Genomic DNA, 11,226 nt, shown 5'->3' on the forward strand with positions numbered 1-11,226 from the left:
GGCGGCACCCAATAGGCTGGCTTAATGCCTCGAAAGAGAGCGACGATCCGCGAGGTGGCCCAGGCGACGGGCCTGTCCCCCGCGGCCGTCTCTTACGCGCTGCGCGGCCTGCAGGTGTCCGAAGAGACGAAGGAGCGCGTGCGGGCCGCCGCGGCCGAGCTCGGCTACGAGGCCGATCCCATCGCCAGGGCGCTGGCCAGCGGCCGCACCGGCATGATCGGGCTGCTGTGCGGCTCGCTTGAGGACCTGTGGCAGCAGTCCCTGGCGGTCGGCATCAGCAGGGGGCTGCGCGAGAAGGATCGTTACGCGCTGATCCTCGACGCGTTCGGCGATCCCGCCAGGGAGCGGGCGCTGGCTCAGCAGCTTCGCGACCAGCGGGTCGACGGCATGATCGTGCAGCCGATCGACCCTGCGGCGGCGTTCTGGCCGGAGTTGTGCGAGTCGCTGCCGGTGATCGCGGTCGGTGACTCGATCGCGGGCACGGCCGGCGAGGTCGTCTTCGACAACCGGCGCGGCGTGACCCTGGCCCTCGAGCACCTGCGCGCCCTCGGCCACCACCGCATCGCCGTGCTGACGCCCACCCGGGCCAGCACGCCCGACCGCCCCGCCGACGTGCACGTGATGGCCGAGGCCGAGCGGCTGGGCCTGGACATCCAGGTCGCCACCTCACCCCACGGCCTGGCCGACGCGACGGCGGCGGCCCACGACATCCTGGCGGCGAAGGAGCCGAGCGCCGTCTTCTGCTTCGCCGACTCGATCGCCTACGGCGTCTACGCGGCCGCCCAGGAGCTCGGGTTGTCGATCCCGGGCGACGTGTCGGTCATGGGCTACGACAACCATCCCATGTCGGGCCTGCTCACCCCCGGCCTGACGACGGTCGACTGGGGCATCGACGGCATCGTGCGGGCCGCGGTCCGGCTCATGTCGGCGGCGGCCGACGGCGGCACCCGGCGGCGGCACGTCGTGCAGGCGCCCGCGCTCAGGGAGCGCGGCTCGGTCGCCCGGGTGCCCGGCCACCGACAGGGGCTACTACAGGCGCCCGGCCGCTGACAGCAGCTCACTCCGGGTGTCCCGTCAGGGCACGGCGCGACTCCTCCAGGTCGTCGGTGAGCGGTCGGTCCGGGGGCGGGGCCTGGCGGGCCCTGAGAGCCGCGGTGCGCTCGCAGGCCAGCACGAGCGCCAGGGGCTCCAGGCAGCGCAGGGTGAGGCGGGCGGCCTGGGTGGCGAAGCTCGCGTGCTCCTCCGTGCCGAGCGAGATCACCGCCGTGCCCGTCGTCACCGGCACGGCGAGGTGGCGCAGCACGGCCATGGCGTCCTGAGCCACATATTCCAGGATCAGGGCCCCGGATTCGCCGCGTTGCCTGGCGAGGAACGGCAGGCGGCCGGTGTAGGCGGGGTCCATGAGCGCGGCCAGGCGGGCGGTGCTGAGCTGGGCGGTCTGCACGATCGCCGCCCGCAGCGCGTCGAGGGCCAGCGCCACCGGGGCCGCGTGGGAGTTGCCGTTGTGCCAGGCCAGAGTGCCGGAGACGAGCGGGTTCTCGGTCGCCGCGTTGAGGTCGATCTCGATCGTGGCGGTGGTCCGGTCGAGCGCGTCCACGGCCGCGCCGTGCACCTGGGCGAAGGCCCGGAATCCGTACGGGTCCTGGATGCGGGTGGCCAGCCCCTGGCTGAGCAGGGCCCGCAGGCGGGCGGCGACGACGGCCTGCCCGGGGTGGGGGCGGGCCTCCTGGACGGCGGCGGCCAGCGGCTCCGCGGAGGCGTCGACGGCGGTGAACGACATCGCGGCGACGTCGACCGCCGCTTCGAGGAGCAGGCGCAGGCGGTGGCAGGCGATGGCGGCGTCGGCGAGCGTGGCGGCTCCCGAGCTGATGAACGGCAGCGCGTCGCTCGACGCCAGCGGGAAGCGCGGCTCCTCGGCCGGCGCGGCGCCGTCGCGGCGCCAGGGGAGCTCGCCCAGCAGGCACAGGGCGGTGATGGACAGGGCCGTCAGATCGCCGGTGCCGATGGCGCCGTACGTCCTGATCGGCGGGGTGAAACCGGCGTTGACGGCGTGTGCCAGCACCGGGAGCACGGCCGGATCGACGCCGGAACCGCCCGCGACGAACTGGTTGAGCCGGACGACGAGCATCGCCCGCGCACGGGAGGGCGAGATCGGCGCGCCGGCGCCGCACGCGTGGCTGCGCAGCAGGTCGAGGCCGGGGGCTTCCACGGTGACGGCCTTGTTGGCGCCGACTCCGGTGCTCCGTCCGTAGACGGGGCCCCGCAGCCCCTGGGCGGTGGCCCACGCGGCCCGGGCCCGATCGAGGGAGGAGATCGTGACCCGGGCCCCGTCGTACGCCGCCTCGTGCACCTGCGCGCACGTCAGACCGGCACCGTCGAGCTCCATGGGGACTCAGTCGTTGTCGGGGATGAACAGGCCGAGCAGCCAGCTCACCACGCTGATGATGATCGCGCCCCAGAAGGCGGCCGGATAGAAGTCGTCGACGTGGAAGGGGATGTCGACCTGCTCGGCGATGAAGCCCGTCAACAGCAGCATGGCAGCGTTGATCACGAGCAGGAAGAGGCCGAGGGTCAGCACGATGAGCGCGCAGCCCAGCGTCTTGACGATGGGCTTGACGATCGCGTTGATGATGCCGAAGATCAGCGCCACGATCACCAGGACGCCCCAGTATTGCGCCGTGTTCGTCTCGAGATCGACGCCGATGCCCGGGACGAGCTGGATGGCGACCCACAGGGCCACCGCTGCAGCAAGGGTTCTGATGATGAATCTCACGCTGCTTGATCCTCCCACTTGGGAACGGCGCCGCGATAGGGGTGCGAGCACGACGATGCCCGGCGGTCACAGCCGGTAGTCGCCGGTTATGGCCCGTCCTGCTCGGGAAGGTGCGTGCAGGGGAGGTACGAGATGAACGCGAACGGGCTCGAGTCGTTGCCGGCCAACGAGTTGCACGATCGGGCGGTGCGTTATGCCGTACGCCATGGGGACCTGGGGTTTCTGTGGGACCTGTTGAAGGTGATCCCCGCCGCCGAGGCCGCCTCCGGTCACCATGACGAGAGTGCCAACGACCTCAGCAGGGTCTCGGCGCTGCTCAGCGACGCCATCGCGTCGGGCGAGGGCGAGCTGGGGGAGGCGTTGCGCCCGATCTACCTGGAATATCTGCGCAAACACCCCGACGCCTAGCCCGCGCCCGCCTGGCCCGCGCCCGCCTGGCCCGCGCCCGCCTGGCCCGCGCCCGCCTGGCCCGCGGTGCCCCGGATCAGCCCGCCAGCTGGGCCTGGCCGCCGCTGTACTGGGCGAAGCCGGGCGTGCTGACGTCCTGCCCGTCCCTCAGAATGATCATCGTCTGGTACGGCCCCGACTCCGCGAGCCGGGCCGCGAAGCGCCGGGCCAGGATGGGCCCCATGGCGTAGATGGCGGTGGCGTAGGCGTCCGCCATGCCGAGGTCTGGCCCGATCACCGTGACAGAGCCGAGCCCGCGCTGCACCTCGCCGGTGCGCGGGTTGACGATGGGCGCGCCGCCAGAGGTGGCGATGCCCAGGTCGTGGGCGAGGACGACCTTGCGGACCAGGTCCGTGTGCGGGTCCCGGATGCCGACCCGCCAGCGCTTGCCGGGGGAGGCCGAGCCGCGCAGCCTGATGTCTCCGCCCGCGTTGATGCGGTGGTCCCCGGCGCCCGCGTTGACCAGCGCGCGCGACAGGCGTTCGAGCGCCCAGCCCTTGATGTAACCGGACGGGTCGGTCACGCCGTTGATGTGGGCCTCGAACCAGCCGTCCGTGAGCCGGCTGAGTTCGTCGCAGCGGTGCAGGACCTCGATGAGCTCAGGGATCTGCTCGATGGTCCGGCCGCGGTTGAGCCGGCCGATCTGGCTGTCTTCCTTGACCGGGCTGAAGGTGTCGTCCACCCACCTGAGCCAGGCGAAGGCGTCGTCCAGCAGAGGGGTCATCTCGCGTGCCGGGAGCGCCGTGCGGATGTCCACGCTGACGGGCATACCCATGACCATCTCGACACGGGCGGTTCCGGGGAAAGTCGTCACCTTGCCTCCTTGTCCGCCACCCACCGTCTCAGATGACGCGTAACGTCGGCCTAAACCCTGTGTCCGTTTTCGAAACGGATTTGTGATCTGGGGATGGCGAGGCGTGACAAGGCGCCGCTGACGTACCGCTTGAACGGGCGCGGACCGGCCACCACCACCTCGCGCTCGGCGATGTCGGGGATCTCGCGGCTCAGCCCGGAGGCGCTCAGGCGCTCCTTGACCCTCGGGTCGTGTTCCCGGCCGACGACGAGGACGAGACCGTACGTGGCCTCCAGGTCGCGCAGTTCGTCGGTGGCGCGTTCGGTCCGGTAGACGGCCACGGTGTCGGCGGCCCTCGCCAGGCGGGCGCGCAGGGAACGCGGATCGACGCCGGTGGCGATCAGCAGGACCGGCCTGCTCTCCGGCGTGACGCGGTGGCTCAGGACCGCCATGACGGCCGCCAGCGCGTACATGAGCAGGCAGGCCACGCGGCCGGGCTCCGTCGCCTGGGGCGCCGCGCCGACCTGGTACGCCACCAGCAGCGCCCCGGTCAGGTAGCCGCCGAGCCGCAGCCGCTGCCTGGCCTCCTCGGTGCGCAGGTGACCGGCGGCCTTGACGCTGAGCAGGCCGATCCCGGCGAGCAGCGCCGCGGTGAGGTAGGAGGTGGGGCTCCACGAGTGGCCGAGACCCGGTTGGATCGCCCCGAACTCGGCTACCGCGACACCACACCAGAAGAGGATGGGACCTTGGTTCGCATTCGCCTCGCTAGCCATGTCCATCACGGTGGTGAACGAACATGAAAGGTTTCTGAGCGCAGCTGAGGAATCAGGTGAATGGGCCGCCGCCACACCCCTGGACCCGCCGCTGCGCCCGGTGACTAAGGTCGGGAACATGGCAAATGTGCGTGTGGAGCGGACTGATGACGGCGGATTCCGGGCCACGAACGCCCGCGGCGCCGAGGTGCGGATCGGCGGTGGCGACGAGGACGGCGTGTTCACCCCGGTCGAGCTGCTGCTGGCGGCGGTGGGCGGGTGCAACATCGTGACCGTCGAGCCGCTCACGGCCCAGCGGAACAAGCGGCTCGTCCGGCTGGAGATGACCGTGCAGGCGGAGAAGGTCGAGCAGAGCAAGCTGGGCCCGGTGACGGTCACCTATGACGTGGAGCTGCCGTCGGAGGACGCCCGCGCCGTCTTCGAGGCGGTGGCGGAGCGGGTGCACGAGAAGTACTGCACGGTGAGCAGGTCACTTCGGGAAGGTACGGAGGTTCGGTTGGAACTTCCGTAGGTGGGATTAAACAGATATTCGACCCCGTTATGACGCGACCGTTGCATTCGTCTCGGTAGCGTTGTAGCAGGTCGAGAGGCCAATAGACCTTCACCGGAGCGGACGCGGAGGGGGACCGCGGTTCGCCAGTGCGGGACCGTCGGCGTTTTTGGGGGAAGACGCCGGCCTGGACCGCCACCGATCGGGCCGGGCAGCTTTGGGGGAACTGCCCGGCCCGATCTATGCGTATCCTCGCCTTCTGTGAAAAAGGTTCTCATCGACTGCGATCCCGGCATCGACGACGCGCTCGCCCTGGCACTGATCGCGGGCTCCCCGTCGGTGCGCCTGGCCGGCATCACCACGGTGGGCGGCAACGTCGATCTGGAGCTGACCACCGCCAACGCCCTGGCGCTCAGGGAGTTCCTGCGGCTCGGCGACGTGCCGGTGACGCCGGGCAGCGCGGGCGCCCTGCTGCGGCGCACCGTACGCGCCTCCCACGTGCACGGCGCCAGCGGGCTCGGCGACGCACGGCTGCCCGCCGCCGAGCGGGGGCCGTCGCACGGGCACGCGGCCGACTTCATCGTGGAGACGCTGCGGGCCACCCCCGGAGAGATCACGCTGGTGGCGATCGGGCCGCTGACGAACCTCGCCTTCGCCGTACGCCGCGAGCCGCGCGTCGTCGAGTGGGCCCGCGACCTGGTCATCATGGGCGGCTCCTTCACGCGGGGCAACCACAACCCGGCGGCCGAGTTCAACATGCTGGCCGACCCCGAGGCGGCCGCGATCGTCTTCGACGCCGGATGGACGGTGACGATGATGGGGCTGGACGTGACGCTGTCGGCCGTGGTCACCTCCGGCGTGCTCGACCGCATGCGCCCGCTCGGGCGGCTGGGCCGCGACCTGCTGGTGCCGGCGGCCCGGTTCTACGGCGAGGTCACGGCCGACGGCGGCCCCGCCATCCACGACGCGTGCGCGGTGGCGTACGTGCTGGATCCGTCGTTGTTCACCCGCGTTCCCGCCGTGGTGAACGTGGAGACGGCCGGGATCTACACCCGGGGAATGACGGTGACGGATTTCAGGGTCGGCGACCGGCGGGCGAACGCGCAGGTGGGGACGTCCCTGGACGTGAAGCGGTTCTGGGACCTGGTGCTGGGGGCGTACGAAGGGCTGGCGGCCCGGCTCGGATGATGTGCGGGTACCGTTCGGCGGCTGATACAGTTACACCTGTTGCGCCGCTAGCTCAGTTGGTCAGAGCAGCTGACTCTTAATCAGCGGGTCCGGGGTTCGAGTCCCTGGCGGCGCACCACTCGGAAGGGCGCTCCCCAGCAGGCGAGCGCCCTTCGACATTCCCGCCGGTCAGAGCAGCACCCTGCCGAGCCGCCCGCGGTGGAAGACCAGCGGGTCGTCGCCGGCGTCGTCGTTGGTGGTCAGGTCGATCACCCTGGCGAGGATCAGTTCGTGGTCCCCCACGAGGTGGCAGGAGTCGAGCACGCAGTCGATCCACGCGACCGCGCCGGTGATCGCCGGATGGCCGCTCCCGTTCACCGTCCAGCCGACTCCGGAGAACCGGTCGGCCCCCTTCTTCGCGAACGACCGGCACACCGGCTCCTGACCGGCGCTCAGCATGCTGATGGTGAACGCGCCGGCGGCCCGGATGTACGGCCACGTGGTCGAGGTGTGGGCGGCGCAGAAGCTCACGATGGGTGGGTCGAGGGAGACGGAGGTGAAGGAGTTGACGGTGAAACCGTGCGGCTCGCCGTCCGCCAGGGCGGCGATCACCACGACGCCCGTCGGGTAGTGACCGAGCGCGCGTCTCAACCGCACGCTGTCGATCATGACGGCGCCGGCCGGCGGGGCGCTCACCGTGCTTCCCACCGCTGCTTGAGCCGGGCGAGATGGCGCAGGCCGCCGAGGACGGCGTCCGTGTCGGGGACGAAGTCGATGAGGCAGGCCACCTCGTCGACGCCGATCCTCTCAAGCGAGCCCAGCAGTTCCATGCCGTCGTCGACGGTGCCGAACAGGCCGCCCGTCTCGAAGTACCGCTCGAAGGAGACCTCCAGGAGGAACTCGATGTCCTCCGGGTCCATCTGGTCCGGGTCGATGCCCGGCATCAGCTCCTCCGCCGCCTTCAGGACCAGGCCGAGCGAGCTGCGCAGGTAGTCGGTGAACGGATCGTGCACCACCTCCCGCACCCTGGCGCGGTCCTCGCCGACGAACGTGTGCAACATCAGCGCCACGTGGCCTGTCCCGTTGTGCGCCCTGGCGTAGTGCTCGCGGTATTCGGCGACCTTGCGGACGAGGTCGTCGAGGCTCTGGCCGAGCAGGTGGGTCAGGATGCCGACGCCGAGGTCGCCCGCCTGGCGGAACGTCTCCGGGTTGCCCGAGCTGGTGAGCCACGTCGGCAGCTCCGGCTGGACCGGCGCCGGGTGGGTGCGCAGCTTGACCGACTCGCCCGCGCCGTCGACCAGCTCCACCTCCTCCTGCCGCCACAACCGCCGCACCGTGTCGATGGTGTCCATCGTCACCTGGCGGCGGTCGGCGTAGTTCTCGGGCCTCAGCGCGAAGTCGACCACGTGCCAGCCGGGCGCGAACGAGACGCCGGCCCGGCCGCCGGAAAGGTTGTCCACCACCGCCCATTCCTCGGCGATGCGCGCCGGGTGGTGCAGCGGGGCCACGACGCTTCCCGCGCGGATCGCGACGTTCTCCGTCACGGCGGCGACGGCCGCCGCGGTCACCGCCGGATTGGGATAACGGCCGCCGAATTCATGGAAATGCCGCTCGGGTGTCCACACCGCGGAGAAACCGTTGGTGTCGGCGAACCTGGCCCCTTCGAGCAGCAGCCGGTATTGGTCGGATCCGGTCCGGACACCGTCCGCGAAATAGAATAAACCAAAGTCCACCGGTGTCTCCTTACACGCCGCGCTGGTGCGCCCCGGCCGGGCACACCGGCGAGATTTCAGGTTGCCGAGCGGCACCAGTATTCGCGACGCGCGAAGCGTGGGGTAACCCCTATGCCCCACTAGACGTGCTGCTCGCGGCGGGGCACGGACCCTCCCGCGCAGGCAACCCTTATCGCCCCCCCTGAAGCGTGGCGACGGCACCGCGTGAAAACTCCGGCCGCTCCCCTGGAAAGGCGAGCTTTCTCCTCGATCGCCGTCCAGGGGATTCCGTAGGGGAATGCAGGCGGATATTAGGGGGCGAATCCCGTAGCTAGGCCGCGGGCCCATGGGCTGGAATGAAACCTGACTGGGGCGGGGCATCCGGGCACGCGCTCGAAGGGCGTGCTCGCTGATATCCCGCTCATAGGCCGAGAGGATATACGCAACGTGACTCTGACCACAGAACGCGGCTTGGAACCGCCTCTCTCCCTGCGGGAGCGGGTGGCCGAACTCGGCATGATCAAGGATCAGGCGCGCGGCGGGGAAGCTCGGCCGGCCAAGGACCCGCAGCGGGCGAGGGGCAAGCTCACCGTCGACGAGCGGCTCGACCTGCTCTTCGACCCGGGCACCTTCACCGAGATCGAGCCGCTGCGCCGGCATCGCGCCAGCGGCTTCGGCATGGAGAACCGGCGGCCCTACACCGACGGCGTGATCACCGGCTGGGGCAAGGTGCACGGCCGCACCGTCTTCGTCTACGCGCACGACTTCCGCATCTTCGGCGGGTCGCTGGGCGAGGCGCACGCCCAGAAGATCCACAAACTCATGGATCTCGCCATGACGACCGGCGCGCCGCTCGTCAGCCTCAGCGACGGCGCCGGCGCCCGCATCCAGGAGGGCGTGACCGCGCTCGCCGGCTACGGCGGGATCTTCCAGCGCAACGTGCAGGCCTCCGGGGTCATCCCGCAGATCAGCGTGATCCTCGGCCCCTGCGCGGGCGGCGCCACCTACTCCCCGGCGCTCACCGACTTCACCTTCATGGTCAGCGGCATCTCGCAGATGTACATCACCGGCCCCAACGTGGTCGAAGCGGTCACCGGCGAGAAGATCAGTCACGACGAGCTCGGCGGGGCCCAGGTGCACGGCACCGTCTCGGGCGCGGCGGGCTTCGTCTACGACAACGAGACCGACTGCCTGGAGGAGGTCCGCTACCTCCTCTCCCTCCTGCCCGCCAACAACCGCGAGTCGCCGCCCGCCCTGGCCACCGCCGACCCGGCGGACCGGCGGTGCGAGGCGCTGCTCGACATCGTGCCCTCCGAGCTGACCCGCTCGTACGACATGCGCGAGGTCATCCACGAGGTCACCGACGACGGCGACTTCTTCGAGGTGCACAGCACGTGGGCCACCAACGTCGTCTGCGCCCTGGCCAGGATCGACGGCCAGGTCGTCGGCATCGTGGCCAACCAGCCGGCCTCGCTGGCGGGCGTGCTGGACATCAACGCCTCGGAGAAGGCAGCCCGGTTCGTGCAGTTCTGCGATGGGTTCAGCATCCCCCTGGTCACCCTGGTCGACGTCCCCGGCTTTCTGCCCGGCCGCGACCAGGAGCACGCCGGCATCATCCGGCACGGGGCCAAGCTGCTGTACGCGTACTGCAACGCCACCGTCCCGCGCATCCAGGTCATCCTGCGCAAGGCGTACGGAGGGGCGTACATCGTGATGGACTCCCGCTCCATCGGAGCGGACCTGTCCTTCGCCTGGCCCACGAACGAGATCGCCGTCATGGGCGCCGAGGGCGCCGCGAACGTCGTGTTCCGCAAGGAGATCGCCGCGGCCGACGACCCCGACACGGCCCGCGTCCGGCTGATCAGGGAGTACCGGCAGGAGCTGATGCACCCCTACTACGCCGCGGAGCGCGGGCTGGTCGACGACGTGATCGACCCGGCCGAGACCAGGGCGGTCCTGGCGCGGTCGCTGGCCATGCTCCGCGCGAAGACCGCGAAGGTCCCGTACCGCAAGCACGGAAACCTGCCGATGTGATGGGCGGCGACGGGGCGGTGTTCAGGTTCGTACGCGGCGAGCTGGACCAGGAGGAACTGGCCGCGGTGGTGACGGCGCTGCTGCACCGCCTCGCGCCGGGCCCGGAGGAGGGGAACGCCCCGCCGCCGCCCAGGCCCGCGACGCGGGCGAATGACCCGTCCTGGACCGGGGGCGCCTCCTCCCGGCCGCCCGCCTGGGACGAGCCGCGCACATTCCAGGCGCCGAACTCCTGGTCGCCAGGGTGAGCGCGGACATCAACGGAAGGAAGACCCAGTGATCACCGAAACCGGAACGTGGGTGCGGCGCTTCTTCGCCGCGCCGGACGGCCGCGAGAGCGCCACGCGCCTGATCTGTTTCCCGCACGCGGGCGGCTCGGCCTCCTATTTCCACCCGGTCGCCAAGCAGCTCACGCCGCGGTTCGACGTCCTGGCGATCCAGTATCCGGGCCGGCAGGAACGCCGCCACGAGCCGTGCGTCGACGACATCGGCGAGCTCGCGGACCGCGTCACGGCGGAGATCGTGCCGCTGGCGGACCGGCCGATGGCCTTCTTCGGGCACAGCATGGGCGCCGTGGTCGCGTTCGAGGTGGCCAGAAGGCTGATGGAGCGGGACCTCGCGCCGCGGGTGCTCTTCGCCTCCGGCCGGCGCGCCCCCTCGTGCGTACGCGTCGAGACCGTGCACAAGGAGGGCGACCAGGCCCTCCTCGCAGAGGTGCGGCGGCTCGGCGGCACCGACGTGCGCATGCTGGCCGACCCCGAGCTCCAGAGCATGATCCTGCCGTCGCTGCGCGGCGACTACACGGCCATCATGACCTACCGCTGCACGCCCGGCGCCAGGATCGACGCTCCGATCGTCGTCCTGACCGGCGACCGTGACCCCCATGTCACCACGGACGAGGCGGCGCGCTGGAAAGAGCACACCAGCGGCGCGTTCGACCTGCACGTCTTCCGCGGCGGTCACTTCTACCTGAACGACCACGCCGCCGCGGTCATGCGGACGATCACCGAGAACATCCCCGCCGCCCAGGCGTAGATCCC

The 11,226-nt window shown here is 70.8% G+C and carries 13 protein-coding genes and 1 tRNA gene; 8 read left to right on the forward strand and 6 right to left on the reverse strand.

What is annotated here, in order from left to right:
* Window positions 1-24 precede the first annotated feature (24 nt).
* Window positions 25-1,050, forward strand: coding sequence for a LacI family DNA-binding transcriptional regulator (locus tag ABGA98_RS13545; RefSeq protein WP_347618590.1), 1,026 nt, complete (start codon window positions 25-27; stop codon window positions 1,048-1,050).
* Between the two features lie 7 nt (window positions 1,051-1,057).
* On the opposite strand, the gene ABGA98_RS13550 is transcribed toward ABGA98_RS13545, so the two are convergent.
* Both ABGA98_RS13550 and ABGA98_RS13555 read right to left on the reverse strand, forming a co-directional pair.
* Complete coding sequence (locus ABGA98_RS13550) at window positions 1,058-2,386, reverse strand: aromatic amino acid ammonia-lyase (protein ID WP_347618591.1); 1,329 nt, start codon at window positions 2,384-2,386, stop codon at window positions 1,058-1,060.
* 6 nt (window positions 2,387-2,392) lie between these two features.
* On the reverse strand, window positions 2,393-2,773 hold the full coding sequence (locus ABGA98_RS13555; RefSeq protein ID WP_347618592.1) for a phage holin family protein: 381 nt from the start codon (window positions 2,771-2,773) through the stop codon (window positions 2,393-2,395).
* A gap of 132 nt (window positions 2,774-2,905) precedes the next feature.
* On the opposite strand from ABGA98_RS13555, the gene ABGA98_RS13560 reads away from it, so the two are divergent.
* Window positions 2,906-3,181, forward strand: a complete 276-nt coding sequence (locus ABGA98_RS13560; RefSeq protein ID WP_347618593.1) for a hypothetical protein — start codon at window positions 2,906-2,908, stop codon at window positions 3,179-3,181.
* A gap of 76 nt (window positions 3,182-3,257) precedes the next feature.
* Here ABGA98_RS13560 and ABGA98_RS13565 read toward each other — a convergent pair whose 3' ends face one another.
* A complete protein-coding gene (locus ABGA98_RS13565) occupies window positions 3,258-4,034 on the reverse strand; it encodes an FAD:protein FMN transferase (protein ID WP_347618594.1) in 777 nt (258 codons plus the stop codon).
* A gap of 50 nt (window positions 4,035-4,084) precedes the next feature.
* Entirely contained in the window at window positions 4,085-4,786 is a 702-nt protein-coding gene (locus tag ABGA98_RS13570) for a hypothetical protein (RefSeq protein ID WP_347618595.1), read from the reverse strand.
* Window positions 4,787-4,904: 118 nt separating this feature from the next.
* Here ABGA98_RS13570 and ABGA98_RS13575 point away from each other — a divergent pair, with 118 nt between their 5' ends.
* From ABGA98_RS13575 to ABGA98_RS13585, 3 genes are all read left to right on the forward strand, one after another.
* Window positions 4,905-5,297 (forward strand): OsmC family protein, encoded by a 393-nt coding sequence (locus ABGA98_RS13575; protein WP_347618596.1) that lies wholly within the window; start codon window positions 4,905-4,907, stop codon window positions 5,295-5,297.
* A gap of 240 nt (window positions 5,298-5,537) precedes the next feature.
* Complete coding sequence (locus ABGA98_RS13580; RefSeq protein ID WP_347618597.1) at window positions 5,538-6,464, forward strand: nucleoside hydrolase; 927 nt, start codon at window positions 5,538-5,540, stop codon at window positions 6,462-6,464.
* 41 nt (window positions 6,465-6,505) lie between these two features.
* Window positions 6,506-6,582: transfer RNA gene (locus ABGA98_RS13585), tRNA-Lys, on the forward strand.
* A gap of 50 nt (window positions 6,583-6,632) precedes the next feature.
* Here the strand turns inward: ABGA98_RS13585 and ABGA98_RS13590 are convergent.
* Window positions 6,633-7,100, reverse strand: coding sequence for a flavin reductase family protein (locus ABGA98_RS13590; protein WP_347618598.1), 468 nt, complete (start codon window positions 7,098-7,100; stop codon window positions 6,633-6,635).
* Window positions 7,101-7,135: 35 nt separating this feature from the next.
* Window positions 7,136-8,176, reverse strand: a complete 1,041-nt coding sequence (locus ABGA98_RS13595; RefSeq protein ID WP_347618599.1) for a MupA/Atu3671 family FMN-dependent luciferase-like monooxygenase — start codon at window positions 8,174-8,176, stop codon at window positions 7,136-7,138.
* A gap of 495 nt (window positions 8,177-8,671) precedes the next feature.
* Here ABGA98_RS13595 and ABGA98_RS13600 point away from each other — a divergent pair, with 495 nt between their 5' ends.
* The 3 genes from ABGA98_RS13600 to ABGA98_RS13610 are packed head-to-tail and all read left to right on the forward strand — an operon-like array spanning window position 8,672 to window position 11,221.
* On the forward strand, window positions 8,672-10,189 hold the full coding sequence (locus tag ABGA98_RS13600) for an acyl-CoA carboxylase subunit beta (protein WP_347618866.1): 1,518 nt from the start codon (window positions 8,672-8,674) through the stop codon (window positions 10,187-10,189).
* On the forward strand, window positions 10,186-10,434 hold the full coding sequence (locus tag ABGA98_RS13605; protein ID WP_347618600.1) for a hypothetical protein: 249 nt from the start codon (window positions 10,186-10,188) through the stop codon (window positions 10,432-10,434). Before ABGA98_RS13600 ends, ABGA98_RS13605 begins: the two co-directional genes overlap by 4 nt.
* A 28-nt stretch (window positions 10,435-10,462) precedes the next feature.
* Window positions 10,463-11,221 carry an alpha/beta fold hydrolase gene (locus ABGA98_RS13610; protein ID WP_347618601.1) on the forward strand — a complete coding sequence of 253 codons (759 nt, stop codon included), beginning with the start codon at window positions 10,463-10,465 and terminating at the stop codon, window positions 11,219-11,221.
* The last annotated feature ends 5 nt before the right edge of the window (window positions 11,222-11,226 follow it).

Origin of the sequence: Nonomuraea sp. B1E8 (genome assembly GCF_039871515.1) — a bacterium.
Lineage (GTDB): Bacteria > Actinomycetota > Actinomycetes > Streptosporangiales > Streptosporangiaceae > Nonomuraea.

Coding starts and splice junctions, on each gene's coding strand:
- ABGA98_RS13545 (WP_347618590.1), top strand. CDS start 25: ATGCCTCGAAAGAGAGCGACGATCCGCGAGGTGGCCCAGGCGACGGGC.
- ABGA98_RS13550 (WP_347618591.1), bottom strand. CDS start 2,386: ATGGAGCTCGACGGTGCCGGTCTGACGTGCGCGCAGGTGCACGAGGCG.
- ABGA98_RS13560 (WP_347618593.1), top strand. CDS start 2,906: ATGAACGCGAACGGGCTCGAGTCGTTGCCGGCCAACGAGTTGCACGAT.
- ABGA98_RS13570 (WP_347618595.1), bottom strand. CDS start 4,786: ATGGCTAGCGAGGCGAATGCGAACCAAGGTCCCATCCTCTTCTGGTGT.
- ABGA98_RS13575 (WP_347618596.1), top strand. CDS start 4,905: ATGGCAAATGTGCGTGTGGAGCGGACTGATGACGGCGGATTCCGGGCC.
- ABGA98_RS13600 (WP_347618866.1), top strand. CDS start 8,672: ATGATCAAGGATCAGGCGCGCGGCGGGGAAGCTCGGCCGGCCAAGGAC.